This is a genomic window from Thalassospira sp. SM2505 (genome assembly GCF_054901115.1).
The window spans coordinates 3,486,927-3,512,500 of the sequence record NZ_CM142731.1 but is presented as its reverse complement, the minus strand read 5'-3'; the positions used below and the strand labels follow the sequence as shown (position 1 = coordinate 3,512,500).

The 25,574-nt window shown below is 52.3% G+C and carries 21 protein-coding genes (1 of these 21 only partly in view); 9 read left to right on the top strand and 12 right to left on the bottom strand.

The genetic code is table 11. The annotated features are described in order from the left end of the window. The 3 genes from ACTU44_RS16505 to ACTU44_RS16495 all read left to right on the top strand — a co-directional run. Positions 1-518, top strand: partial view of a hypothetical protein gene (locus ACTU44_RS16505; RefSeq protein ID WP_462095979.1) — the 3' portion only. It extends 106 nt beyond the left edge of the window; only the last 518 of its 624 coding nucleotides appear in the window; the start codon falls outside the window, past its left edge; the stop codon is at positions 516-518. A gap of 98 nt (positions 519-616) precedes the next feature. Beyond that, a complete protein-coding gene (locus ACTU44_RS16500; protein ID WP_462095978.1) occupies positions 617-868 on the top strand; it encodes a hypothetical protein in 252 nt (83 codons plus the stop codon). Beyond that, positions 868-1,458 carry a zeta toxin family protein gene (locus ACTU44_RS16495; protein ID WP_462095977.1) on the top strand — a complete coding sequence of 197 codons (591 nt, stop codon included), beginning with the start codon at positions 868-870 and terminating at the stop codon, positions 1,456-1,458. Before ACTU44_RS16500 ends, ACTU44_RS16495 begins: the two co-directional genes overlap by 1 nt. A gap of 129 nt (positions 1,459-1,587) precedes the next feature. On the opposite strand, the gene ACTU44_RS16490 is transcribed toward ACTU44_RS16495, so the two are convergent. The 3 genes from ACTU44_RS16490 to ACTU44_RS16480 all read right to left on the bottom strand — a co-directional run bounded on the left by ACTU44_RS16490 (position 1,588) and on the right by ACTU44_RS16480 (position 6,253). Continuing rightward, on the bottom strand, positions 1,588-3,849 hold the full coding sequence (locus ACTU44_RS16490) for an AAA family ATPase (protein WP_462095976.1): 2,262 nt from the start codon (positions 3,847-3,849) through the stop codon (positions 1,588-1,590). 129 nt (positions 3,850-3,978) lie between these two features. Beyond that, a complete protein-coding gene (locus ACTU44_RS16485) occupies positions 3,979-5,601 on the bottom strand; it encodes a recombinase family protein (protein WP_462095975.1) in 1,623 nt (540 codons plus the stop codon). Positions 5,602-5,677: 76 nt separating this feature from the next. Then, positions 5,678-6,253, bottom strand: coding sequence for a BRO-N domain-containing protein (locus tag ACTU44_RS16480; RefSeq protein ID WP_462095974.1), 576 nt, complete (start codon positions 6,251-6,253; stop codon positions 5,678-5,680). 611 nt (positions 6,254-6,864) lie between these two features. On the opposite strand from ACTU44_RS16480, the gene hsdR reads away from it, so the two are divergent. The 6 genes from hsdR to ACTU44_RS16450 are packed head-to-tail and all read left to right on the top strand — an operon-like array spanning position 6,865 to position 16,864. Next, positions 6,865-10,209, top strand: a complete 3,345-nt coding sequence (gene hsdR / locus ACTU44_RS16475; RefSeq protein ID WP_462095973.1) for a type I restriction-modification system endonuclease — start codon at positions 6,865-6,867, stop codon at positions 10,207-10,209. Then, complete coding sequence (locus ACTU44_RS16470) at positions 10,206-11,681, top strand: class I SAM-dependent DNA methyltransferase (protein ID WP_462095972.1); 1,476 nt, start codon at positions 10,206-10,208, stop codon at positions 11,679-11,681. The genes hsdR and ACTU44_RS16470 overlap by 4 nt, the downstream gene beginning before the upstream one ends. Further along, entirely contained in the window at positions 11,678-12,616 is a 939-nt protein-coding gene (locus tag ACTU44_RS16465; protein ID WP_462095971.1) for a GIY-YIG nuclease family protein, read from the top strand. The genes ACTU44_RS16470 and ACTU44_RS16465 overlap by 4 nt, the downstream gene beginning before the upstream one ends. After that, a complete protein-coding gene (locus tag ACTU44_RS16460; protein ID WP_462095970.1) occupies positions 12,613-14,190 on the top strand; it encodes a restriction endonuclease subunit S in 1,578 nt (525 codons plus the stop codon). The genes ACTU44_RS16465 and ACTU44_RS16460 overlap by 4 nt, the downstream gene beginning before the upstream one ends. Continuing rightward, entirely contained in the window at positions 14,187-15,782 is a 1,596-nt protein-coding gene (locus ACTU44_RS16455; RefSeq protein WP_462095969.1) for a restriction system-associated AAA family ATPase, read from the top strand. The genes ACTU44_RS16460 and ACTU44_RS16455 overlap by 4 nt, the downstream gene beginning before the upstream one ends. Beyond that, positions 15,782-16,864, top strand: a complete 1,083-nt coding sequence (locus ACTU44_RS16450; RefSeq protein WP_462095968.1) for a hypothetical protein — start codon at positions 15,782-15,784, stop codon at positions 16,862-16,864. The genes ACTU44_RS16455 and ACTU44_RS16450 overlap by 1 nt, the downstream gene beginning before the upstream one ends. Before the next feature lie 95 nt (positions 16,865-16,959). Here the strand turns inward: ACTU44_RS16450 and traI are convergent, their stop codons facing one another. The 9 genes from traI to ACTU44_RS16405 all read right to left on the bottom strand — a co-directional run bounded on the left by traI (position 16,960) and on the right by ACTU44_RS16405 (position 25,574). Further along, positions 16,960-18,093, bottom strand: a complete 1,134-nt coding sequence (gene traI, locus ACTU44_RS16445) for a TraI/MobA(P) family conjugative relaxase (RefSeq protein WP_462095967.1) — start codon at positions 18,091-18,093, stop codon at positions 16,960-16,962. Beyond that, positions 18,090-18,464: a plasmid mobilization protein gene (locus ACTU44_RS16440; RefSeq protein ID WP_462095966.1), complete on the bottom strand. Its 375-nt coding sequence runs from the start codon at positions 18,462-18,464 to the stop codon at positions 18,090-18,092. Before ACTU44_RS16440 ends, traI begins: the two co-directional genes overlap by 4 nt. Positions 18,465-18,475: 11 nt before the next feature. Beyond that, positions 18,476-19,465, bottom strand: a complete 990-nt coding sequence (locus ACTU44_RS16435; RefSeq protein ID WP_462095965.1) for a hypothetical protein — start codon at positions 19,463-19,465, stop codon at positions 18,476-18,478. Continuing rightward, entirely contained in the window at positions 19,452-19,742 is a 291-nt protein-coding gene (locus ACTU44_RS16430; protein ID WP_462095964.1) for a hypothetical protein, read from the bottom strand. The genes ACTU44_RS16435 and ACTU44_RS16430 overlap by 14 nt, the downstream gene beginning before the upstream one ends. A 92-nt stretch (positions 19,743-19,834) precedes the next feature. Further along, complete coding sequence (locus ACTU44_RS16425; protein ID WP_462095963.1) at positions 19,835-21,994, bottom strand: zincin-like metallopeptidase domain-containing protein; 2,160 nt, start codon at positions 21,992-21,994, stop codon at positions 19,835-19,837. Further along, positions 21,987-22,235 (bottom strand): hypothetical protein, encoded by a 249-nt coding sequence (locus ACTU44_RS16420; protein ID WP_462095962.1) that lies wholly within the window; start codon positions 22,233-22,235, stop codon positions 21,987-21,989. The genes ACTU44_RS16425 and ACTU44_RS16420 overlap by 8 nt, the downstream gene beginning before the upstream one ends. Next, positions 22,232-24,019, bottom strand: a complete 1,788-nt coding sequence (locus ACTU44_RS16415) for a type IV secretory system conjugative DNA transfer family protein (RefSeq protein WP_462095961.1) — start codon at positions 24,017-24,019, stop codon at positions 22,232-22,234. The genes ACTU44_RS16420 and ACTU44_RS16415 overlap by 4 nt, the downstream gene beginning before the upstream one ends. Continuing rightward, positions 24,016-24,621 carry a hypothetical protein gene (locus ACTU44_RS16410; RefSeq protein ID WP_462095960.1) on the bottom strand — a complete coding sequence of 202 codons (606 nt, stop codon included), beginning with the start codon at positions 24,619-24,621 and terminating at the stop codon, positions 24,016-24,018. The genes ACTU44_RS16415 and ACTU44_RS16410 overlap by 4 nt, the downstream gene beginning before the upstream one ends. Continuing rightward, on the bottom strand, positions 24,621-25,574 hold the full coding sequence (locus ACTU44_RS16405; protein ID WP_462095959.1) for an ATPase, T2SS/T4P/T4SS family: 954 nt from the start codon (positions 25,572-25,574) through the stop codon (positions 24,621-24,623). Before ACTU44_RS16405 ends, ACTU44_RS16410 begins: the two co-directional genes overlap by 1 nt.

The window sequence follows — 25,574 nt, the reverse complement described above, 5'->3', positions numbered from 1 at the left end:
ACGGTGCCTGTGATGTCAGTGTTGCCCAGCACTGCGTGCAGGCTTGCGATCTGGCGTCCCCCGAGACCGCCGGTTATGCCCTGATCCACGACATCGAGGAGTTCGATACCGGCGATATCACGACCCCGGTCAAGAATACCATGCGTGCGCTTGGTGTCTGGCAGCGGTTTGAAGACGAGATTGTCCTGCCGATCCGGCGACGGTTCACGTTACTGGCTGGTCTGGAATGGCCTTGGCCGGAAAGTGTAATCGAAGAAGTTCACGTGATCGACCAGAGGCTCAAGGCAACCGAGTATCGCGATTGTGTTGACCTGTCGCTGGTGAGGTTATCCGCCGGGGATCTTGCCGAACCCTATTCGGATTACATGTTGCCCTGGAGTGCGACCAAGGCAGAGAATATCTTTATGGAACGTGTCCTCAACGTTTTGCCAAGCATGGCAATGGGTGATGCTGGCGATGTGAGAGAGCGTTCAAATTGTTCTGGCCACGGCCTGATCTTGAGGAAATGGCCGCAATAATTCGACGAGTGCGATATTGCGTTTTTTCAACACGTATCGATGGTGTATAAGAATCCATGTCTTACAAACATGCAGACGAAGTGCAGCAAGGAAACCTCATGCCGGAAATCACGTTTGAGCAGGTGACGAATGCCAGAGGGGCGGATAGCCGCAAGCTCTGGCTGGAGTTTGAGAAGCAGCTTGCCAATGACGATGGTCGGGCAGCAAAAGCCCATCTCGAAGCTGGACGACCGGTATTCTATTGTGATCCGGCACATGAAGGCAATATTGTCCGGAAATGGCCCGATGGCCGTTGCGAACTGGTGTCTGTCAATGATGATGGCACTGTTGAAGTGCTTCGCGCCATCTGATGGCTCAGCTTTGGATTGTTGCGGGTCCGAATGGGGCGGGCAAAAGTACACTTGTCGAGCGGTATAATCCTGCAGAGCCCCAATCTTTGCCGGTGGTTAATCCGGATAATATTCATAAACTTTATCCAGAGCGTGGCAGGGTTTATGCGGGCCGTGAAGCTATTTTGCAGCAGGAAAATCATCTTTCCTGTGGAGCTTCTTTCATCATAGAGACGACCCTTTCCGGGCAGCGCGAGCTGCAACTGGTGAAAGCTGCCAGATCGAAAGGCTACGGCATAAATTTTGTTTATGTCGGATTGCCTGATCCGTCGCTGTCAATTGCCAGGATCGCGCAGCGCGTCGCAGCCGGAGGGCATCATGTGCCCTCTGAGGATGTAAAACGCCGTTATCCGCGAAGCCTTACAAGGCTTGCCGAGTTTATCGGTGTGGCGGATCGGGTTTACATCTTTGACAACTCAGGAGAGCGCAGCAGATTGCTTTTGTGCCGCGTGAAAGGACGTACGCGAAAAGTCGCAAGCCAATTGCCGTCCTGGCTCAAGACAGCTATTCCGCGTGCTTTCCAGAAGATCGACCGGGGAATGTCCATGTGATGAACCGGCAGGATTTTGCCGGGTGTATTCCTGTTTGACATTGTTAGGGGCTCAGAAATACGCAAGTCAGAATACTATGACTGACGGTTAGAAAGGTGCCGAGGGTTTTATTCCTAGACGGTTTTACAATCAGTTGAATACCGATTCTACAGGCGTAGCTCCCGCTTCTTGCTGGGGTGTGGCAGGCTGCGATAGGGTGACATAGTCGTCACCCATCATCATCTTGAAGTGTCCTCCGTGATCCGATTCCTCAAAGATTCTTTGGAATACGGAGAGATATCGATCAACTTGCCCTGGGTCACAGGTCATATACAAATCATCTGCCGCGAAGTGTGATCCGTCATTCACCCATGACAGCAATGTGCTGCAGATCATTTTGTCATGACCGTCGAATTTTTCGATAATGTTTTCAGGTCTCATGCCGCCGTAGAATTTGAAATAGTGTTCAAGTATTCTGCGCATGACGTTCTGGATTGCAGTATCAGAAGGCGGTTTCTGTCTGACTTCTCGCCAGAGAAGTTCATAGCTCGACTTAATAGGGTTTTCCTTAAAATATACAAGCTCAGAGCGTTGCGACGTTTTTTTTACGACCCAGAATGTTTCATCATTCTTGGCCATGTCGGCACTACGATTTCTATCGAACGTTACTTCCTTGTGGAAATATATGTTGTGCGTGAGCAGAAATACCTGCTTGATGGGGCTTTCCCCTGTACGCATTTTGGCAACAATAGCCTTTATTAAATTACAAACGATGAAAAGTATGTCTGCATCAAGGCTCGAAACGGGGTCATCGAATACAACCACCTTGTCATTTATGCCGCCGCTTGCACTGAACGATCCATCGATCAGAGAATAGAAATATAGAAACGTGATGAAGGACTTCTCGCCTTCACTTAGTGTTCGTTTCGCATCACTTCCATCTACTCGTTTAACCTGATAGAACCCGCTATCCTCCCCTTCGGCGAGGTGGAAGTTATTAAAGCCAAATGACTTCAAGAGCTTGTTGATGGCATCAATTGTTGGCTTGATGCTGGTAATCTTGCGCTCGTTTTCTTCTATCTCTTCCTGTTTTGTGGCAAGGCTCTTTGATTGGATTTCTATCTGGGTTTCTAGCGATTTGATCGCTTTATCAAGCCCATCAGAGGCCGCTTTGAACTTGTCGTAAATCGCCTTTGTGTCTTCGAGCAGCCTCTTCCAAACTTGCGATGTCAGTTCCTTCTTGCGTGCGGCAATGTTGATGACTGTATCGTTGTTGGCTTTGATCTTCTTATTCGCTGTGCTGATATGGGTAGTCACAGCTTCAAAAAGTGGGGTTGTATCAGTGAGTGTTGCTGGGGCGCTGGGCTCTTTTCGCTTAGCCACGATGTGATCAATATTGCCATCCAGAGCAAGGCGAAGAGTTGCGACATCCCTCTCAAAGGCTTCGCGGTCAAGAAAAGGCGATTCAATATACTCAGCGGCGTTGTAAGCGTTCAGAACTTCCTTTACAGCACCTGTATAGTCAGCGTGTAGCTTGTCAATGGCGGCGAGGTCGGCGATGTAATTCTCATCGAAATACGCCTCAAGGCCCTGCTTGAAGGCTGCATTTGTCTTTTGCTGGCAGAATGGGCACTGGTCTTCTAGTTGTCTGAAATATTGCCGTCCTTGCTGAACCCAGTCGCTGTTGCCTAGCTTTTCGATCAGCGCCGCAATGTCCACATCTTCTTTACCGATAATCTTCTTCTTAAGGATTGCAGAGCCTTCCATCATTGGAAACGTCGAACTGTCTTGAGGAGGAGGTAACAGCTCCGCCTTGGTTAACGATCCTGAAAAGACGGTTGTCGCAGCTTCACGGAGCTCTGCAATATCCCTCATTGTTGCGACATTGCTTGACGCTTCTGTGAGATATTGAGCGCAGAAGTTCTTCTTGTTATTGTTGAGACCGGCGAAAGCCATTTCCAAGTCATCAAATTTCTTCTTGGCGTTCCAAACATCCTCAACAAGCTGAGCGTCTAACGCTTCACGTTCTTTCTTCTTTCCGCTTTCGTTATCGTCACCAAAGAGAGTCTTCCGCAGTCCAGTCAGCTTAGACTTGATCTCATCAGCATCGCTTTTGAGAAGTTTAATCTTGTCTGTGACCTCAACATTTTCTCCAAACGTGTATATGCCCTTTATGTTGCTTTCGGCATCGAAGTGCTTTTCGACAAAATCCTTATTATAGACACGGGTTTCGAGAGGAATATTGTCTGACCATGTTATTTGGCAGGTGCTTGGCCCCTCAATGACACGAGAAATTGTTGTCTTGCCCGATCCATTTGAGCCGAAGATAAAGTTGAGCTTCTTCAGTGCCTCAAGTTTAGTTCCGGTGGCATCGTAGATACCAACATTAGCTAAATGTATGCTCTCTATCATGCGACCGTCCGATCTTGATTCTTTATCTTAGGTTATAGTAATGTTCAACCTAAGGTGTTTCAAGTCTCTGAATTTTTCGGCGCGTTCTTGTCAGGCAAACAGAAGCTCACTGTTGATTCGCAGGGCTTATTATGAATGTCGTTTGTCCGCAGCTATGATTGCTGCAAAGTCAAACGTCACCTCGCATCTTCGATCCCAGCATTCCTCTGCCTCATTCCAGATGGCGTGAATGATCAGTCTGTCGATGATCTGGCGCAGCGGGACGACGGCTTCCGGATCGCGTGACCAGGTTTGCAGCTTTGCGACCAACTTGTTGTGGCGAGTGACAATGCGGTCGATGCTTTTGGGTAGTGTTGTTTCGGCCAGTTCCCGCTCACATCGGGAGATGTCTAGTTTCAAGCGATGAATCTGTTCCGACTTGTCGTCAAAAAATGCCCGGATTTCGTGAGACCTGGCATCGGGGCCCAAGGCATCGATGACCTTGTTCAGGCCGATGCGGACAGCCTCAAGTTCCTTATTCAGTTGCGTGATCTCGCGTTCAAGTTCTGAGCGTTTCTTTGCCATTTTTGCACTGTCGAAATGGGCCATAATCATATTGCGATCAAGTGTGCTGATGGCGTCAATCACGAACGCGATAACCTCGTCATAGTTGAGGCTCCGGTTGGGGCAACCTTTCTTTTTGCAAGAGTAATGTCGGGCATAGGTCGCAACAATCGGCTCACCATGCTTGCCGCAATAGAGCTTGCCACCAAAGACCGCATTGGCGCGTTTGCTGGTGATGGCCTGATTGCGTCGCCATTCCCGCGACCGATTGATCGCCCGTTCGCGCTTTTCCTCGGCAGTCGTGACTTTCGGCGTCAGCTTGCGTTCGCGTTGCCTCGCCGAACGTGCATCGAGGGCCCGCTGTACCTTGGCAAACAGGTTTTCATCGACAATGGCCAGTTCCGGGATCGGCACTGTTACCCATTCGCTTTCCGGACGCATCACCGAGAGCCGTTTGCCGGTTTCCGGGTGTTTGCGATACTGCATCTTGTTGAACGTTATGGTGCCATTATACAGCGTCTGACGCAGCAGACCGGTCTGGCGGACAAAAGAACCGACAAGTGTTGTCGGAGCCCATTTGCCGCCGCTTGGTGCTTCGATACCGCGTCGATTGAGGTCTTCACAGATATGTTTGAGTTTCTGGCCCGAAGCATATGCTGCGAAGATATCGCGTATGATTGCAGCTTGCCGCTGATTGATGGTTCTTTTTCCGCGTATTGGTTCACCTGATTCATCAAGCGCGTGGACCAGATCATAGCCATAGAGTTTGCCACCCGGTACCCCACCACGAAGGACAGCGGCAACAACGCCTCTGTGGGTCTTGTCGGCAAGATCCTTGAGGTACAGTGCATTCACCGTGCTCTTGAAGCCGATATGAAGCTCGTTGATGAGCCCATCAGCGACAGTTTCCACCGGGACACCGAGGAAGATCATTTTCTTGAAGAAATTGGCCGTATCGGCCTGATCACGGCTGATACGGCTTAAATCTTCTGCGATGACAACATCGAATCGACCGTCAAGCGCACCGATCAACAAGGCATTAATGCCAGGCCGATTTTCGATGTGTGCTCCGGACAGGGCCTCGTCGCGATAGATCTCAACGACATCATATCCCTTGAAACGGCAAAATTCCTGACAGCGACGGATTTGATCTTCTGAGCTCGTTCCTTGTTTGTCAGTCGAGTGACGAGCGTAAATTCCAGCTCTCAAGGAAGCCTCGTATTCTGGTTATGTTCTTATGATGGGTGAAGCCCACGGAGCCGTGTAAAAGGTCCATAGAGGCGGATTAATGCAATCGCCTTTGCCAACTGACCCATTCCGGCATGTAGGTGCCAATGCCGGGAGCGAGGATCTCGGCAATGGTTTCGTCACTGAAATCAGTCTTTTCGAAAAGCTGGCGGGCAACACCCTTGAACTTGTCGTGGGTGAGTTTCCCTTTAACCAATGAACGGTTTTCTTCGAGCAGGCTGATTTTGTCACGAAGCGCTTCGATCAGTTCATGCTGGTCGGTGCCTTGGGCTGACAGTGTCGTGTCAGCATGACGATATGCGCCGGTTTTGCGGATTGATGGCAGGACTTCGGATGTCACCCACTTTTTGAACCGCTTTGCTTCCGGCTTCCTGCTTCGAAGGATCAGGGAGTAGAGACCGCTTTCATTGACGATCAGCAAACTCTGATCACCGCCGGGGGTCCCCACAATGTGTGTACCCTTTTCATCTTCATCGAGATTTCGCAAACCGTTTTCCGCATCCCGGTAACCAAGTGCTTTACAGACATCTTTACCCACAGCCCAGATCTGGCCATCAATTTCAATGGCGCGAAAATCGACGTTATCGAAGTGAAAGGTAATGATTTCGCTCATTTCAGCCCCTTGCCTGTCGATGATGCGCATTCAGCTCTGGTTGTAGAAGCGCATCGGGATTCTTTTGATTACTCGACCGGGTGACTACTGCGCAAGGGTAAAAAGGCATGTTCTCGTAAGAATAGGCTTCTCAAAAAACGTAGCGATAACAGTGCGTTGCATAAGAATGCATGAGAGTGCACAAGATTGCACGAAAATGCAAAAGATTGCATGATAGTGCACGAGATGGCACAACTTTCACCTGTCGTTGTGGGGGCAGGATAGGTTTGGTGGGCCCACCAAACAGCCCAAACGGGCTTCCTGCTTATTCGCATGGCGGTGCCATGTTCAACTAAAGACCGAAGCTGAAAAAGTTGGGCCTTATCTGTAAGAACTGGAATATGTGGAAGGGGCTGAGCGTAAAACGACGATCTAGCTCAAAAAACGCCTGGCAGATTTTGATGCTCAATCATCGAATGGAAGTGCGATTGGTTCGGAGCCCGTCGGGTGCGTTATGCTTTTAAATCGGATAAGGTTTTGTGTTCGCACAAAGTGCGGGAATAGTATCGCAGCTAAGAAACAAGTAAGTGAATGTTCTCAGCAGTTCTGTAGTTGAATTCTGAACGGAAACGATGCGCAGCAACTTTGATTTTCTCGAAAAATTAGATAGCGATCTGTCCAATCTTGGGCGGCTTGCCGAAAGCTATTTCCAAGATGATCCTAGTACGAGCTTGATTAAACTTCGCCAGTTTGGCGAGCGGCTTACCAAACGGCATGCGGCTCAAATGGGCATCGAGATCCAGGAGAGCGATACACAGGCTGATCTGCTTCGTAAATTTAAGTACGAGCGTTCTGCACCAGATCGCGTCCTTGATGTACTGCATCACATTAGAAAACTCGGAAATTCTGCCGTGCATGACGGACGCGGTGATCATCGTGAAGCCTTAGCATGCCTCAAGATGGCGGTGAAGCTCGGCGTTTGGCATGTGCGAGCTTCGACTGGCCAACGGAAATTTTCATCAGGTCCTTTTTTGCCGCCGAAAGATCCAGGCACCTCTGAGCCCGACCTACAGGCCGAACTTGAGAGGCTTAGAGCAGAACGTAACGACGCGCTTACCTCGGCTCAAAAGGCAGAGGAAGAGAAACAAATAGCTCTCCTCGCCGCAGAGACAGCAGAGGAACGCCATAAACGGGAAATCGAGGAACGGCAAACTTGGGAAGCACTCGCACAGGATGCGGATCGACAACTCCAAAAGATCTCCGAACAGGCTAGCCTTCAGTCATCGGCGGAACGCATCGCGTTCGCTCAAGCAGTCGACGAAGCGGCTGGGGCTGTTGTCTTGGACGAACAGTCCACACGTGCATTGATTGATCAACAACTCCGGGACCGCGGATGGGAAGCTGATACCAGCAAAATTAAGTTTAGTAAGGGAGTTCGTCCAACAAAGGGACGTAACTTAGCAATCGCCGAGTGGCCTACCAAGTCGGGCCCAGCAGACTACGCACTTTTTGTTGGTGAGCAGTGCTTAGGCATTGTGGAGGCCAAAAGGTATCAAAAGAATATTTCTGCCGCCATTGATCAAGCTGAGCGCTATTCGAAAGGATTTGAATGGGAACAGAACAAGACGGCATGGGATAATGAGTATTTTGTACCGTTTGTTTTTTCCACAAATGGTCGTCCATATTTAAAGCAAGTAGAAACGGAAAGTGGCATTTGGTTCCGTGATGTTCGGTTGGCCAATAATCTCCGCCGTGCACTCATGGGGTGGTTCACACCGGATGAATTAGTTTCCCAGTTGGAGGTTGAGAAAGAGCAGGCTCAGGCTGCGCTTGAAGCCAGAAGCTTTGACTTTGGTTTTCAGCTTCGGCCCTACCAAAAGGAAGCGATCCAAGCCGTCGAAAAAACACTTGCTACCGAAAAACGGGAGATGCTTGTTGCGATGGCAACCGGCACCGGCAAGACAAAGCTAGCCATTGCGATGCTGTACCGGCTGCTCTCTACTAAACGGTTCCGTCGAATTTGCTTCGTGGTTGATCGCTCAGCACTGGGAACACAGACCAGCGACGAATTCATGAGCACTTCGATTGAGGGGCCAAAGACATTTGGCCAGCTTTTCGGGTTGAAGAACCTGTCTGACGTTAAGCCGGACCCCGAAACTCGCGTTCACATTTGCACAATTCAAGGGCTTGTGAAGCGAGTTCTGTATAACACTGACCCTGCAGACATTCCACCAATTGGGCAGTACGACCTGATGGTTATCGATGAGTGTCACAGAGGATACTTGCTAGACCGTGAGATGTCCGATGCAGAGTTAAGCTTCCGGGGGCAAGAGGACTATATCTCCAAGTACCGCAGGGTCTTGGAGTACTTCGACGCTGTTAAGGTCGGCCTGACGGCGACGCCCGCGCTCCACACCGCGCAGATATTTGGGGACCCAATATACACCTACTCATACCGAGAGGCGGTTGTTGACGGTTGGTTGATCGACCATGAACCCCCAATCCGCTTCCAGACGGCGCTCAGCAAGGCTGGTATCGTATTTAAAGCCGGGGACGACGTAGAGGTGATGGACAGCAAGACCGGTGAAATCGAGAACGTGATTGCTCCGGATGAGCTGGCGTTTCAGGTTGAGACGTTCAACCGAAAGGTCATCACTCAACCTTTCAACCAGGTTGTGGCAGAAGAATTGGCCAAGCACATTGACCCTAGCCTGGAGGGTAAGACGCTGGTATTCGCTGTCACGGATGCGCATGCCGATACTGTCGTTCACGAGTTGAAAAAGGCATTCGCGGCGCAGTATGGCTCTATCGAAGATGCTGCTATCCGCAAGATCACCGGTAGCGTCGATAAGGTTGGCAAATTGATTAGGTCGTTTCGTAACGATGCCTTTCCTCAGATCGGCGTCACGGTGGACCTGCTGACGACTGGTATTGACGTACCGAAAATCACCAACTTGGTCTTCATCCGCCGCGTCAACAGCCGAATTCTCTATGAGCAGATGCTTGGGCGTGCCACACGCCGCTGCGACGAAATCGGCAAGGAAGTGTTCCGCATTTTTGATGCGGTCGACCTTTATGCTTCGTTGCAAGACCTCACGCAAATGAAACCTGTTGCCAGTAACCCAAAGCTGACTTTCGAGCAGTTGTTTGACGAATTGGCGACAGTGACCGAACAGGATCACCGCGAGCTTGTACGTGACCAGATTCTTGCCAAATTGCACCGTAAGTTGCGTAAACTTCCGAGTAAGGTGGCGGAGGCTATCCAGGACCTCACGGGCGAAACCCCAGAAGATCTGCGCAATCGCCTTAAAAAAAACACGCCCGATCAGGCTGCAGCCTATGCCAAGAAGTTTGCCGGATTGGGAAAGGTACTTGATTGGAATCCCGACGGATCTGGCCCAAACCTGATTCCGATTTCTCACCATGAAGACAGCATGCATGCTGTTACCACCGGCTATGGCGACTTTGATAAGCCAGAGGATTTTCTCGACACCTTCACGTCATTCATAAAGAACAATCAGAACCGCATCGCGGCGCTTTCGGTTGTCGTGCAGCGGCCCCGTGAACTGACGCGGGCGGAATTGCGAAGTTTGCGCTTGGAGCTGGACAAGATGGGCTTCTCTGAGACAAGCCTGCGTCGGGCCTGGAATGACGCCTCCAACGAAGACATTGCTGCGTCCATTATTGGCTTCGTCCGACAGGCCGCGTTGGGGGATCCTCTGATCCCATTTGAAACCCGTGTTCAAACGGCAACCAAAGCCATTCTGGCCAAGGCCAAGTGGACCGACCCTCAAAAAACTTGGCTCCGCCGTATCGCGGAACAAATTAGCAATGAAATCGTGGTAGACCGTGACAGCATCGATCAAGGTACGTTTGCCGCTCAGGGTGGCTTCAACCGCCTGAATCGGGTGTTTAATGGTAAGCTCGAGAACATTCTCAGCGATTTCAACGAAGAACTCTGGAAAGCAAGTGCATGAACCCGAATACCACTGAAATCGTCGCTAAGCTTTGGCGAGAATGCAAAACGCTGCAATCCGCTGGCGTGTCGTACTCAAACTACGTCAACGAGCTAACATATTTGCTTTTCTTGAAGATGCTTGAGGAGACCGGACAGGAAAACCGTCTGCCGAATGGACATTCGTGGCGCAAATTGGTCAAGACTGAAGGTGGCGATCAATTGCAATACTACAAAGAAATGCTGCTGGAGCTCGGTAATCCTGAAAAAACTACAGATCCGGTGACCTTGGCGATTTTCACCGATGCGATGACACACCTGCGCTTACCTAAAGACCTCAAGACGCTGACCACAAACATCGACAAGCTTGATTGGTTCTCGGCGCGCGAGGACGGGCTGGGTGATCTTTATGAGGGGCTACTGGAGAAAACAACTTCGGCTACCAAGTCCAAGGCCGGGCAATATTTTACACCTCGCGCACTGATCGACAGCATCATCCGTCTAGTCAAACCCCAACCGGGGGAGGTTATCCAGGACCCTGCTGCAGGTACCGGGGGATTTTTGATCGCCGCGGACCGTTACATCAAGGATGCCACCGACGATTTGTTCAGGCTGTCGGAGGCGAAGGCCCACTTTCAACGCCGCCAGGCTTTTGTTGGGCACGAATGGGTACCGGATACACACCGCTTGTGTGTGATGAACATGATACTTCACGGGATCGAAAGTCTTGTGGGCTGCGAAGACAGCTGCGCACCTCAGGGCGAAAACATGGGCAAAGCCGATGTGATCCTCACCAACCCGCCTTTCAATAAAATGTCGGGTAATGTAAACCGCCCCGATTTTACACTGACGGCAGGGGAACGCGTTGGTCCTATGCCTTTTCTTGAGCATGCGATCCGTCACCTAAAGAAAGGCGGACGTTGCGCTATTGTTATGCCTGACAACATTCTTTTTGGCGATGCCGTCGGTACTGAATTGCGCCAATTCCTGATGGTGAATTGCAACTTGCATACCATTCTGAGGCTGCCAACGGGCATCTTTTATGCGCAGGGCGTAAAGACCAATGTGCTCTTCTTTACCCGGGTTACAGATAAAATTTTCCCTGCAGATCATAAACAGCAGGCTACCAAAGCGGTCTGGTTCTATGACATGCGCGCCAATATGCAATCTTTTGGCAAGACCAACGTCCTGACAGAACAACACTTCGCAGAATTCGAAAACCTTTTTGGCCTCGATCCACTTGGCGGTTCCGAGAGGCAGGACGAGGGCGAGAATAGCCGCTGGCGGCATCTAACCCGCGAGCAAATCAGAGAACGCGGTGACAATCTTGACTGGTCTTGGCTGCGTGATGAAAGCGGTGACCCTGAGGATGATATGACGGAGCCCGACGAGATTGCAGCCGCTATAATGGGCCACCTCCGGGCCGCGTTGGATGAAATCGAAGCGCTCAGCGAAGAACTTGATGAGACTACTGAAATCGAGGCCGCCGAATGAGCATAGAATATACATTCGGGCGCACGATTCAGCTCTTTCTGGTGGATGGAAAACCTACCGGCCTGCGGAAGGCGACCATCCACGGGTGGACAGGCTTGCTGTTTGTTAGCGGGGCCTCAGCATTCGGAGACCTCACGGCGCGGGACGAGGTTGATCGGACGGGCGTTTATATTCTCTCTGGTCCTGACCCCGATAAGGCAGGTTCAACGAGGGTCTATATCGGCTCTGGCAACTCAGTGGCAGAACGGATCAAGCAAAGCGCCCTGAAGCGCGACTTCTGGGAAACGGCTATCACTGTTACGACCAGTGATGATGACCTGTCGAAGGGACATGCGGAATTCCTTGAGGCGCGGCTGATCGAACAGACGTCTCAGGCGGGCCGCGTGACGCTGGACAATGGTACACAACCCGACACCAGTCGCCGCAGACTACCGGAGGCTGATGTGGCTAACATGGAGCAGTTCCTCGCCAATCTGCAGATCATCCTACCGGTGATCGGGCTTGACATGCTCAAGCCACAGCCACGCGCGGTGACGCAAACCACCAAGCCGGTCGAGGAACGCAACACGGGCGATGTGCAGTTTGAAATCCGCCACAAGAGCAGGGTCCAGGCCACTGCGGTGGAAGAGGACGGAGAATTCATCGTGCTGGAAGGTTCAGAGGCACTGACCGAGACGGGTTATGTACAGCAAAGCTATGGCGGGTTGAAAGCGAAGCTGATCACAGATGGCGTACTGATCCCAAGCGGGTCCAATCAAAAGGGGATTAAGCTAAGCTTTGCCAAGCCTTACTCATTCAACAGTCCCTCGGCAGCGGCAGCAGTCGTGCTGGATCGAAACAGCAATGGCCGTATTGAGTGGAAAGTCAAAGGCTCCAAGCAGACCTACCATGACTGGCAACAGGTGCAGGCTTCAAAGCAGGAGGTGAGAGAATGAGCAAGCTTCCGGCGGGTTGGATAGAAGGTACTATCGAAGATGTATTGGGCGTGTTGCCTAGCGGGAAGCAACTCGATCAAGGTTGGAGCCCGCGTTGCGAGAATTTTCCCTCAGCGTCGGAAGAGACTTGGGGAGCTCTCAAGACTACGGCTATTCAAGATGGTTGGTTTGACGCCCAGCATACAAAACAGCTTCCTGACCACCTTGATCCGAAACCTGAACTCGAAGTCCGACAAGGCGATGTTCTCCTAACTTGCGCGGGGCCACGGGTTCGTTGTGGGGTGATTTGTCGGGTCGATGAAGTTCGGCGAAAGCTATTCATTTCCGGCAAGATGTACCGATTTCGCCCTGATGATCGGCTTGTTGATCCAGATTACCTGATAGGGTTACTTCGCTCCCCAGATCAGAAAAACGCAATCGATCAAATAAAGACCGGGGGTAGCGAAAGCGGCCTCAATCTGACTCAAGCGCGTTTCAAGGCGCTGAAAGTCCAAATCCCCCCACTCTCTGAGCAGCGGCGGATTGTAAACAGGCTTGAGTCCTTCAGTGCCTGCACCATCACCGCCCGCACCCACCTCTTAGCCATCGAAAAGCTGGTGGAACGGTATAAAAATGCAATTTTGGTGAGAGAGTTTGGGGCGATTGCCGAGTTCCGAACTCTAAGCAGTCTTGTCGCAGAAGGGCCAACAAATGGTCTTTCTCCTCCAGCTTCGACTGACGGCACTGGAACAATGTCGCTAAAGCAATCTGCTACCACCACGGGCGAAATGCGTCTTGACCCATCTTGCACCAAGCGTGTGCTCGCAGACATTGATCGTTCATCTAAGTTCTGGCTGGTACCGGGCGATGTATTGATTCAGAGAGCCAACTCTCTTCCTTATCTGGGGGCGACGGCAATTTTTGAAGGACCTGAGAGAACTTTTATTTACCCCGATCTTATGATGCGAGTTCGGGTGGGTAAAGATTTAGACCGGCGATATTTATGGTATTTTCTTAATTCTCCTTCGGCACGCAGCTACTTCAGAGAGAACGCTATGGGGACAGCGGGCAACATGCCTAAAATCAACGGTCGCGTCGTCAGGGCCACCCAAGTCCCGTGGGTTAAAGTTACTGAACAACGCCAGATCGTGCACCGGATAGAAACCGCTTTTGCCAAGATCGACCGTCTAGCGTTTGAGGTCACAAAAGCCCTTAAGCTCGTTGAACGGTTGGACGAACGTATTCTCGCCAAAGCCTTCGCGGGTGAACTGGTCCCCCAAGACCCAAGCGATGAACCGGCCAATGCAGTGCTTGAGCGCATCCGTGAGGCCCGAGCGAATTTACCAAAGAAACCAAGGAACAAAACGACGAAAGCCAAAGCCATGAAAGTTACGCCCCAAGAGCGCGTTCTGTCGGACAGCATAGATTGGCCCGAAAAAGGGTTGCCGTTCGAAGATATCGCAAAACGACTCACCCTGCCATATGACGACTTGAAGGATGCTGTATTTGGCCTGTTAGAAGGTGATGCTCCCAAGTTGCGCCAACAGTTCGATACCGACGCAAAAATTATGAAACTAAGGCGAGCAACCTCATGAGGCTGCGGCATCTGAATATTGAAAAATCATCTGCAGGCGGTGGGGCGTTTGATGGCGTATTCATCGATTTTGGTCGCGGGACGACCGGCGGGACAAACGAACCGCTTGCGCCTCTCTGTCTGATTGGTGCTAACGGAGCAGGTAAGTCACAACTTCTGCAGTTACTTGCGGAGATTTTTCAAGCGGCTTGGCATTTACACGCACCCGATGAAGAACGCGATAGCGCTAATGATGAAATCTTGTTCGACCTGACTTATCTGATCGGTGAAGCTGAAGAGTCCGAATACGTGGTTCGCTTGGCGCGAACATTAAAGGGCAAGAATGCGGGCCCAATTGAAATGTTCAAGAATGACGAGTTGATTGAGCCTGGAAGCGATGAATTTGGTAAGTGTTTGCCGTCATTAGTTGTGGGTTACACATCCGGTGAAAATGAAACGCTCAGCTTGCCATTTTTGTTCAGCCGGAGCGGTTACGCAGAAGATGTGCGTGACGTTGCGCTCAAAGGTGATCGAAGCAAAAAAATCCCTGACAACCGCATGGTGTTGATCGACTACGGAACGAACCTAGAGGTTCTTTTTGCCAGCTTGATGTTGGGCAATGAAGACGTCAGGAAGAACCTTTTGACCCACTCCCGCTTGGGGGACTTGAAGTCCTGTCGCTGTGCAGTGCGTTTGGCCCATTCGGCAGTTTCAAAGGTTTCGAAAGCAAAAGCCGCTGAGACTGGTCGCAAGGGTATTCAGCTGACGGACGAACTTGAGGGGATTATCGATCAACTGAGGCGTGTGGCAACTTCTTGGCATTTAGACGAAAAAAGCGAAACATACACATTCGATTTCTTCATTTCGGAAGAAACCAGAAAAGCATTCGCCAGTTTTTGGAGCACGTCTTTTGAGTTCTATAGGTCCCTTCATAAGCTAGCTCTTCTAAATGATCTTGCAATTCCCAAGTCGAGCCGTGAACGGATCAAAAAGGACGTCAAGAACCGCAAGTTTGCGTCGCGCTTAGCAGAGCCTCAGCAAGAAGAAATGGTGTTCGGCTTTGAAGAAGTCAGGTTCTGGCATGAAGATGGTAAAGGTGGTTCTGTGGACTATGTGTCGTTGTCAGACGGAGAGCATCAGCAAGCCCTTATTTTGGGTGCATATGCGATGATAACTGACAGGAACACCATTTTCCTTCTTGACGAACCGGAGTCCCACTTTAATCCCAAATGGCGGGTAAAATTTGTGCGGCGCTTGCTTGATATGACAGGTAGCCGAGGCAATCAGGAGCTGTTGTTAACCACACACGCCCCCTTCGTTCCGTCGGATATGCGAAGAGAGCAGGTGTTGATCTTCCATCGACCAAGAGATAGCGGAGTGGTCGAAGTCAGCGCGCCACCGATCGAAACTTTTGGTGCGACTTTTGATCGTATTCTAGAGACTTGTTTCGACATACGTCCACCAAACTCCGAAATTGCGGAGGACAAGATCGAGATCCTGCTTAAATCGGATGACAAAGAAGCTGTTGAAGCTGGCTTCAGAGAACTTGGGCCGTCGACAGGCAAGGCTTTGCTTGCTGATCACTTGCGAAAATTAAAAATGAAAAAAAGCTAATGTTGTTTAAGTTTCCGTCCGAGGCATTGAGCTGCAATTGGGTAAATCAAAAAGTTATCGATGCGTTGAAGGCGGGAATGGATGCCATTGATCTTGGCGAAGCCCTTCCTGTCTGGCCCGAATGCTTGCCAGCCGATAAACGAGATGTGTTACGCAGGCGTAGAGGCCTGCAGCCAAAGCTCATCGACTTTTGGAATAGGTACTCTGGCTTAACACCGGCAGAAAGGATCTGCCTACGCGATGTAATTGACAGTCAAACCAACCTGCCCACCGTTTATTCAGATGTCACTATTGCATGCTCATGCATGGATGATATTCCCCCTGTGATGGAAGGTGCGGTGAAAGCACTCTCTGAATACTTGTTTGGGCAACTTGGTAGGATCAAGGAAAGCGGTAAAGCGCTTAGAGATATCCAGTTCGAAACCTGCCAAAACCACGGCGTTAGGATTTGTCCATATTGCGGATTGGACTATTTTCAGCCAGTAGGAACGAAGCGAAATGCTTTGGATCACTTAATGTCGATTTCGAAATATCCGTTTGTGTCAGCGGATTTCAGAAATCTGCCTCCGACATGCCATTCTTGTAACTCACTCTACAAGGGCGATGATGACATCTTGTTTGATGAAGATGGAGCACGCCGTCCTTGCTCCGATCCATATGCCGGACCAGTCTATCGGATTAGCTTGAATGGAAGCGTGTTCGGTGCCGGAAATGTAGTGCGGGGTTACACCTTGCCGAATTGGCAAATTCACTTTGTGGGTCCCTCTGCCCAACAGGCAGATACGTGGGATGCAGTGTATAAGATAAAATCTAGACTTGTCGCGACCTTGGATACTGACTTTTTAACTTGGGTTAAGCACTTTTCTTCGTGGTTTGTTAAAGAAATTGGGCGTGAAAAGACTCCAGATGAAGTTGCCGAAACGTTGCCTAGATATATTGAAAACATCATTCAAGACAATTTTGAAGATCGCGCTTTTTTGAAAGCAGAGGCATTTCGATTCGTGAATAGCTCCTGTAAGGACCCACAACTCGGGCACGAAACACAGAGTTTCTTGTGGAACTTTGTTGAGTATTCGACGTGACATCAGACAAAATACCGCGTTTTGTTAACGCCATTTTTGCCTTTGGTTAAATGTTGTTGGGAGTTTTCGTGAGTTTGATTGTGCTTAGCTGCGCTTCAGCGCAGCTGTATATCTGAACGTGCTTTTCTTGTTTCGATAGAAGTTTTTTGGGCGAATGCAGGTTTGTTTGACAGGACCCCTAGCATTTCTCTATGTGCGACCATTAAAACCATAGCCAGCGGATCTTGGTGGGCCTCCATTAACAGAAACATTTTCCAGTTTCTCAAGGCCCGCACCGCCAGGCTGGGCTCCCGGTAGATGAGCTTGCGGGTGCTGAGATAACGACGCCAAAGGGCAGGGGTATTGCGGTGTCGGACAATTGGGCGGGGCTTATAACAGGTTTTGCCTCTGGCAAAATGTCCGCCTTTTCTGTGGCGTTTGTCTTGTAGTGCCTGAAACACCCCAAACCGTTTTTCGAGCCCGTTTTTGCTACACAAGCGATCCAGCTGGCTAGCCTTCATCGCCTGTCCATCTGGGCTCACCAAAACCATACCATTGCCACGCAACTTGAGACTGATGTCATATCCGGCTAGCAATTCGTGCGCTTCCTGCCAATTCGTAGCCTTCCCCAAACCTTCCAGTATTTCCTCACGATGTTTCAACACATGCCGCTGGAATGATTCCTGCCAGGTATGGGCTTCATAGTCCCCCGCTGCAGGCGAAAGCTTGTTTGGATCTCGCTCTTTGCCATCGGTCATGCCTGGATCAATAGCGAGACCGAACTTCTTCTCCATTTCACGCGAGACCTTGGCGAGGATCTTAAAATCCCGATGAGGAGTAACGACCTTGAGCGTTTCCGGATGCACTTTGTTAAAGGCAATATGCATGTGGAAATTATCAGTGTTGATATGCGTACCTGCCACCCGCTGGTGATCGGCGTAGCCAAGCGCCTTGGCATATTCGGCCTCGATGGCCATCAGATCATCTTTGGTCAGTTTGTCCTGCTCACCGGGACGAAAAGAAACGACAAGGTGATAGGTCTTGTCAGCAATATCGGGCTTTTGTCGCCGAACCGCTTCGATCTCCAAAAGGGCAAGATCTAGATCCTCTATGTTTGTGCCGGCATCGCAATTGCGGATCCAGAACTGATGCAGTTTCTCTCCTTTTTCCTCGGCTGCGGCGATGTATTCGCCCAGGCGCGTGTAGTTGTCTGGCACCCCGGATTTCTTGCCGATTTTGGTCGCGATCATGGCTTGGCCTGTTTTCGTTTACCCGGCTGAAGCTGGTCGCGGATCCCGCCAATGGCGGCTTTGAGCTCCGCCTGCGTTCCTTCAATATCGCGGACCAGATCATCGAACTTTTTGAGGAGATCTGCTGAAAGCGGCTCATCAAGTGCGAGTTTGAAGAGGTTCCCGAGCCTTGCCTGGTCAGCGTTGACCTTGAGCAAATCCCGAATGCCTTGCCATGCGGCAAAGTCGCGGGCACTCGGCAGCTTGGTATTCATCAACAATCGTTTGAGCAGTTCCGAGCGGGACAGGCGCAGCTGGTGGGCAAGCTGATCGATGCGGGCTTTCTCTTCGTCGTTGAGATAGGTTTTGATGACGTGACGTTCGGTGGCCATTTCTTGTTCCGCTATTGCCCGAAAGATCCTGAGGGAGAACCGTCTGGCATCATTTCGGCCCGGATACTCTCGGGAAGGGTGGCATCAAACCCGCCAACCAGATTGACGATACTGCGTGTAAAATCGGCACCGAACTTGCGCTCATAGACCTCTTTGGCCTTTGCGATGAGATGCGGCTCCCGCTTGTCGGGATTGCTGTAATTGATCAGGTTTGCAAAATACCTTGGATCAAACGTTATGGTTTTAGCGAAGACCACGTTGCGATCCCCATCGCAGACTTCAAACTCGACCATCTCGATCAGGCTCTCGTCTTCGGTCTTGCGACGGTAATCAACAAAGCACCAGGTCACTTCATAAAACTGATCACCTTTTGCAATCCGGCCCTTTTCATCAAAACGGGCATGGGGAATGCCCTCAATGATCGCCTGACGCAGTTCGTCCTGACCCTTGCTGATTTTCTGCCCGAAGATCGAGAGTCCCTTGGAGCGATAGGCAAACATCCAGGGGATGTTGCGCAGGGTCGCGTCATGGAAGCGATAGCCATCTGCTTCAATCCAGTTTTCCAGCATGGCGAGTGCAATTTTAGGCGAGATCCAGATGCCGGTCTCTTTGCGGATGATATAAATCACCCGATCAAACTGGGTCAGAACGATGCCAAGGATCTTTAGAGAAATGCCTTCCATGCCGCGCTTGCGACTGCTGCCTTTGCTCTGGTTCTTGCGTACATAGGGACACCATTCAAAATTATCGGCATTGAAATAATCAAACCCGGTAACCGGTTTGCCTGTGTGGCGACCATAGGGGCGGTCGGTATGAGGAAGCTCCTCATAAAGCCCCACCAGACGGATCGGATTGTCGCAGGCCGGACATATGGCATATTCGCGCTGTTTATCACCGGTGACCTGATACCAGGGCTCAAGTTTTCTGGTGTCGCGTTCAAAGGCGGTGCGCTCGATCTCTTTCTCGTCGACTGTCTGCGCCTGCAATTTATAGACGTGCATTATCTGATCTCCCGGCGACGTTCTCACGGAGGGAAGAACCGATGTTATAATGGTTTATGACACTGTTCCACCATGCGGCCCCCAGCTTGGGAACAGACGCCTTCTGCTCGGCAAGGTGGAGGCATTGCAGGAGGGTAGGGAGATCAAGCGAGAAGGTATTCTCGCCTGCTTGCAGGGCGAAGACCAATGCCGGGCCGCACACGTCGCAATCAAGGTCCTGAGCCCCTTCAAGATTGGCGCGTTTTTCAAAAATGTCCGTCACATGCTGTTCGGTCATGAGGCGTTCTCCTGGTAAAAGGCAAAGAGGAAAGAGAAAAAAGGTGCCAGTGGCGTGCATCGTGCCACTGGCCCAAGGGAAGAGAAGCGGGATCAGACGGCCAAGCTGGCAGCCTGCTGCTCGCGTCCCCGTGTTCTGGTTTTGGCTTTCGGCTTGGTCAGGCCGAGTTGTTCGGTGACAAGGCGTTTCAAGGCTTCCAGTCCGCGTTCCCGATGGATGTCGTTAAAGTCGGTCAGGCCTTTGGCTTTTTCGTCATCACTCAGATCCGGGCGCAGGATCTTTGCCCCTGTCATCTCAGAGGCCCGTTCGGCTCCCTTGATCCCGGCATTAACCTGCTTGGCGTGATCGTCATCGGCGGCAATCACCAAGGCGCGATCCGGATGCTTCTTGTGAAGGGCCTCGGCCACGGGGGCGAGATTGCCGGAATCAAGTGCCACCACCACCGTCAACCCGCTGGCCATATGCAGACTTTGACCGGTGGAATAGCCTTCAGTGACGATCATCGGGCCTTTGGAATCTCCTTCGATCACATGCATCAGGCCGCGTTTTTTGCCGTCCTTGAGATACATCTTGGTGCCATCTGGATGGATGGTCTGGATGTTCTCGACAAAGCCCTTGTCATTGGCCATCGGCATGAGCAGGTTGCCGGATTGATCAATGCGCAGATCGCCTGCAGGGACCTGCTTGTTTTGCAGGTAAGCATGATTGGCCGGAGCCGGTTCGGCGTTCTGGAAAATCCCATAGGCCCGCTTGGCCACGGCGCGATATTGCGCGCGCAGTTCCTGTTCCTGGGCCGCCTTGCGGGCAGCCGCTTCGGCTCTGGCCTGTTCCAGCTCCTTGGGATCGATCTTGGTGCCGGTCGCCACCCATTTGACCGGATCCTGCCCGGATTTGTAATTGGTGATGTTGCCAGCCGGGAGACCTTCAAGGAAACCGCGATAGGAGCCGCTTTTCTGGCCCTTGCGATCTCCTTCAACCGCAACCCGGTGCCATTTGCCATCCATGGTCGGTGGCCCATCGAGGATCAGGCCATTTTCCTTAAGCACCTGAGCAAACTCGTCTTCTGGCTTGATCTTCGGCTCAGGAGCTTTGGCTTTGGTCTCCTGCCAGCGCTTGAAGGGTTCAAGCTCCATATCATCGCGCGCATACCAAGCTTTGGCACGGCGATCCCATTTCGCACCAAGCGCCTTGGCTTCATTCTTTTCACTGAACGGCACATTGAGATAGATGCGTTTGCGCTCGATCTTGGCGTCCTGGTTGGGAGCCTGTGACATCTCATCCCTCATGGCATTTTCCTTCTGTCGTTCAACAGCCGGGTTTTGGGCGATGGTCTTGGCTTGTTCTTGGGCTTTCATCGGGATCAGGCTTTGGCGCAGATCCGGCTCCATGATCCAGGTGCGGATGTTTTCTGCATCCCGTGCAGCCGCGAACAGCGCATTGCGGTCTTCCTTGATCGCTTTCATCCAGGAGCCGACATAGGCGGCATGGCGTTCCGGGTAATGGCCAAGACCAAGCTCGGTGGTCAGCATGTAGCTGGCGATTTCGGCACGGAGCTCTTCCTTGGCGTAAACTTCCGAGCCAAACGGCCCGAACTCGCGGGCCATGCGTGATCCATGACCGGTGGCATGGCCCAGCTCATGCAGGGCGGTGGCGTAATATTCATACTGGCCCTTAAACGCGGCCTGATGGGGCATGTGGATCTGATCGGTTGAGCTCCGATAAAATGCCCGGTCATTCTGATCATGGAAGATTGGCACATTGCCCTGCTTGAGGATCTGTTCGGCGCGCTCAACCGGGCTGAAGGTCGGTTCGGGTGCGATATAGGGAGCCAGACCATCGATCTGTTCGGCATTGAAGACGACCGCATGAAACACCCGTGGACGGTCGAGGCGGACTTCGCGGGTTTTGGCGATACCCTTGTCGTCAAGAACCGGTTTGCCGTTTTCATCCAGCACCTTCTCGCGCTCGGACCATTTCCAGTATTCGATCATGGTGCCTTTCTCACCCTTGCGGACTTGCGCGTCCTGGGCCGCCGCCTGACGATAGGTCATCCAGCGCGGATCGGAGCGCCCGCGCATTTCAAGCCAGAGCGCATTGATGCCACGATAATCCTTGCCAGAAACCGGATTGAACGGAGCCATACGGACCTTTCCCGGTTCCCAGGGCTTTTGCCAGGGGGCGGTGCCTGCTTCGATATGGCCAAGCAGTTCCTCGACCACCTGATCGCGATAGCTTTTTTTCTTCTCAGCCATGTTTCGAACCCTCCGCATCAGCGGTTGGATCGATGCCGTCAAAGTGACTGTCGAGCGCATCATCAGCGGAAAGCGCGTCTTCGCTAAAAGCGCCCATCGCCTCGGCAATGTCCGGATCGACCGGCACCGGGCCGCTGAGGCTTTCGGCATTGATCATGGAAGAGGCCAGCGCGAGATAGTCCTGGTCATTCAGCGCTGCAGACGCAGGCGTGACTTTGTTCGGTGTATGGGGTGTCTTCATCGTTTGGTTCCTTTGAGAGAGGTAGAGGACTGGATCGCCATTTGCGGTGGCGTCATTTGCGAACGGCGTGAGAGTTCGCGATCCAGGAAGTAGAGCTTTTGACGGCCAAGAATGGGCGGCAGACCGGCAACAAAGATCAGGGCATCGCCGGGGACTGGTTTTTTGCCCTCGGTATCGATGATCTGCAGGCGCATGCATTCATCCGGTGTCAAAAGCGGGCGAGAGGTCTCGGCGAGATTGTCCGAGACCGATCCGAGATCACCCATGCGCCCGGAGTGCGAGCGGCGCTTTTGCACGATGGTTGCCTTGCCGGTCATATCCGAGAGCAGCTTGGCGGTTTCGAGCTTGTTGGGGGTGAAGGCAATGCGGATCTTGCAGTTGGCCATGATCGATTCATCACGACCGTAATGCTTGAACAGCTGTTCGGTGTTCTGGACGATGATCATGGCCTTGAGGCCATATCCGGCCATGAAGGCGAGAGACTCTTCAAATATCTCCAGCTTGCCGATGGAGGTGAACTCATCGAGCATCAGAAGCAGGCGGTGTTTGTATCCTGCAACCGTCTGACCCGATCCAAACTCCATGCGTTCGGTCATGCGCCGCATGAAAAGGTTGAGGATGATACGAAGCAAGGGCCGCAGTCGGTCCTTGTCCGCAGGAGAAACGACAAGGAACAATGCCATCGGCGTATCGCCACTCATCAGATCATGAAGGCGGAAGTCGCTGGTGGCGGTATTTCGCGCGATGATCGGATCGGCAAAGACGGTGAGCTGTGTCTTAGCGGTCGAATGAACCCCGGAGCGTTCTTGCGGGGCCTTGATCATCATGCTGTTGGCCCCGCGCTGAACTTCCTTGTTCACATGTGCTTTGCCATGATCGAAGGCGGCCATGTCGGCGAGAATATGCTCGAAATTATCGTCGCTTTCTCCCGCGTCGCCGTCGCCGGTAATGCCTGAGAGAAAGGTATTCACATCATCAAAACAGGCCGCGCGGTGTTCATCGCGCCGCACGCGATAGATGACATGAAGCAACACGACAGAAAGCCAGCCATAGCCTTCCTGTCGCCAGTAATCCTTCATGCCCTGGCCATCGGGATCGATGATCATGGCTGCGATGTTCTGGCAGTCAGCGATGTCCTGTTCGGTATCGACGCGGACTTCGGCCAACGGATTGAAGCGGGCCGAGCCATTGGTCGCGGATGGCTCAAAACGCAAGACTTTGTGCCCGATACTGGCAAGCCAGCCGCCCGTCTTGGCAAAGTTCTCCCCCTTGATATCAAGACAAAGAATGCTTTCGCGCCAACTGAGCAGGGTTGAGAGGATCAGGCTCACGCCTTTGCCCGTGCGGGTTGGAGCCCAGACCAGAACATGTTCCGGCCCGTCATGGCGCAATTCGCGCACCCGGCCAAACCATGACGGCCAGCCGCCAACAACCACGCCGTCTTTGCGAAACAGTCTGGCCTTCTTGAGGTCCTTGAGCTTTGCCCAGCGGGCGGAACCATGTAGTTCATCACCCTTGCGGTTGCCTTTAAGGGTGCTGTTATTGGCCCGCGTTGCCAGGGCGAGCATGGCAAACATGGAGAGCAGTCCGGCGATCCCGGTCCAGATGGCCGGGCGGAGCATTTCATCGGGCAAGCCTGCCGGGTGTTTGACGGCATCGAGAGACCATTGCCACCAGCGCAGATCCAGCGCGTCAAACCCGACGGCGAGATGCCATTGCCAGAGAATGGCAGCGATCATGGTGATCAGAATGATCGGCAGAGACATTCGATAAAGAGCTGTCATGACATATGACCTCCATCTATGGCGGCGGGGGTTGGGGCGGTCCTATGCGACAGACAAATTGCCTGAATATCGCCTGTGGCACACATCAGGGCGCAGAACCCGGCACTTGCCTGGGCAGTGGTTCTGATCAGGGTTGAAAGATCGATCAGGTGGGGAAGGTCATGGGCTATGCCTGCAGAAAGTCCGCCAAGAAGCATTGCGACACATGCGATGGCCACCCGTGCACCAATGAACTCATTGAGAATGGTGGTCTGTTCGTTGAGCAGGGTTTGCTGCGGTCTTAAGAGCCATGTTGCCGTCATGCGGATGGCTGCATAGACTGATATGAAAACAATGAGTGCCCATAGCCCTGCAAAAAGGCACATCAGGGCACAGTAGAGAGAATGCAAACAGGAGATGCGAAGGTGGATTTTCTTGTCGGCTTCTATCTGGTCGCGGGACTTGTTACGACTGTCGGGATTGGCCTCATTGTTTATGGTGTGCGCAGCTACAGAATATTCGCGCACCCGGTCCGTTGGCGGATTGCACCGTGCATGATGATCGTTGGGGGTATCATCACCTTGCAAAATCTCGGTTGAGGGATTGTTCTTGGCCCGGCTCATCAACCCACCTCCTTGCCATCCTTGAGCACATAGCGATCATTACGCGGTTCCCAGATATCGGTGATCCGTCTCCAGCCATCGGCGTTGCGTTTGACCTGAACGACGACATCGACCAGTTCGGCGAGAAACTCCGGCACGCGCGGCATGGTTTCACCGGCCCAGGCAATGTTCTGATCGAACTTGCGGTGAATGGCCTGCCAGGGACTCTCGGCATGGATGGTGCACATGAAGCCGGTGACCCCTGAATTAAGGGCGGCCAGTGCGGCAAAGGCGTTCTGGGTACTGATCTCACCAAACAGGATATGATCGGGCGTGATCCGCATCAGGTGATCATAGATCTCGCGCCAGCCGACCATGCCGCTGCCAGTTCCGGCCTCACGCGCGGCAATCAGGCCATTGCCATCCCAGAACTGTTCGATATGCAGCTCTGGCGTATCCTCGATGGCCAGCACACGCCGGGCCGGATCAATGGTGGCGAGCAACATGTTGAGCAGGGTGGTTTTGCCGGTATTGGTGGCCCCGCTAATGATCATGTTGGCGTCACTCGCGACCTTATCGATCAGATAGTCGCGGATGGCCGGTGTCACCCCGGCCTGTTCCCACGACGGGGTGAAGGGATGCTTGCAACGTATCGCAAGGCTCAGATGTGACCGGACCGATGCACCAACGAGGATCTCGCAGCGGTGATTGCCCGGCAGGATGCAGGAGAGCTTTGGGCTGTCATCGGGATTGAACTTCAGGCCGCGCTGGTTGGCGAGGCTGATCGCAATCCGTTCGATGGCAGCCAGTGTAAGAGCAGGATCCTCGATCTCGCGCTTGCCTTCTCCGCGCCGTTCAGTAACGACGCGGTGTGGGCGGTTCATGCGGATTTCGACGGTGGAAAGAGCGCCGTAATAGGTGGCCAGAGGGCCGAGGATCTTCTCAAACAGCGGATTGGGGGAGAGGGCGTTCAT

What these genes read in the sequence shown, in the direction of transcription:
- ACTU44_RS16500 (WP_462095978.1), top strand. Translation starts at nt 617, where the DNA reads ATGCCGGAAATCACGTTTGAGCAGGTGACGAATGCCAGAGGGGCGGAT.
- ACTU44_RS16495 (WP_462095977.1), top strand. Translation starts at nt 868, where the DNA reads ATGGCTCAGCTTTGGATTGTTGCGGGTCCGAATGGGGCGGGCAAAAGT.
- ACTU44_RS16490 (WP_462095976.1), bottom strand. Translation starts at nt 3,849, where the DNA reads ATGATAGAGAGCATACATTTAGCTAATGTTGGTATCTACGATGCCACC.
- ACTU44_RS16480 (WP_462095974.1), bottom strand. Translation starts at nt 6,253, where the DNA reads ATGAGCGAAATCATTACCTTTCACTTCGATAACGTCGATTTTCGCGCC.
- hsdR (WP_462095973.1), top strand. Translation starts at nt 6,865, where the DNA reads ATGCGCAGCAACTTTGATTTTCTCGAAAAATTAGATAGCGATCTGTCC.
- ACTU44_RS16470 (WP_462095972.1), top strand. Translation starts at nt 10,206, where the DNA reads ATGAACCCGAATACCACTGAAATCGTCGCTAAGCTTTGGCGAGAATGC.
- ACTU44_RS16465 (WP_462095971.1), top strand. Translation starts at nt 11,678, where the DNA reads ATGAGCATAGAATATACATTCGGGCGCACGATTCAGCTCTTTCTGGTG.
- ACTU44_RS16460 (WP_462095970.1), top strand. Translation starts at nt 12,613, where the DNA reads ATGAGCAAGCTTCCGGCGGGTTGGATAGAAGGTACTATCGAAGATGTA.
- ACTU44_RS16455 (WP_462095969.1), top strand. Translation starts at nt 14,187, where the DNA reads ATGAGGCTGCGGCATCTGAATATTGAAAAATCATCTGCAGGCGGTGGG.
- ACTU44_RS16450 (WP_462095968.1), top strand. Translation starts at nt 15,782, where the DNA reads ATGTTGTTTAAGTTTCCGTCCGAGGCATTGAGCTGCAATTGGGTAAAT.
- traI (WP_462095967.1), bottom strand. Translation starts at nt 18,093, where the DNA reads ATGATCGCGACCAAAATCGGCAAGAAATCCGGGGTGCCAGACAACTAC.
- ACTU44_RS16440 (WP_462095966.1), bottom strand. Translation starts at nt 18,464, where the DNA reads ATGGCCACCGAACGTCACGTCATCAAAACCTATCTCAACGACGAAGAG.
- ACTU44_RS16435 (WP_462095965.1), bottom strand. Translation starts at nt 19,465, where the DNA reads ATGCACGTCTATAAATTGCAGGCGCAGACAGTCGACGAGAAAGAGATC.
- ACTU44_RS16430 (WP_462095964.1), bottom strand. Translation starts at nt 19,742, where the DNA reads ATGACCGAACAGCATGTGACGGACATTTTTGAAAAACGCGCCAATCTT.
- ACTU44_RS16425 (WP_462095963.1), bottom strand. Translation starts at nt 21,994, where the DNA reads ATGGCTGAGAAGAAAAAAAGCTATCGCGATCAGGTGGTCGAGGAACTG.
- ACTU44_RS16420 (WP_462095962.1), bottom strand. Translation starts at nt 22,235, where the DNA reads ATGAAGACACCCCATACACCGAACAAAGTCACGCCTGCGTCTGCAGCG.
- ACTU44_RS16415 (WP_462095961.1), bottom strand. Translation starts at nt 24,019, where the DNA reads ATGACAGCTCTTTATCGAATGTCTCTGCCGATCATTCTGATCACCATG.
- ACTU44_RS16410 (WP_462095960.1), bottom strand. Translation starts at nt 24,621, where the DNA reads ATGAGCCGGGCCAAGAACAATCCCTCAACCGAGATTTTGCAAGGTGAT.
- ACTU44_RS16405 (WP_462095959.1), bottom strand. Translation starts at nt 25,574, where the DNA reads ATGAACGCCCTCTCCCCCAATCCGCTGTTTGAGAAGATCCTCGGCCCT.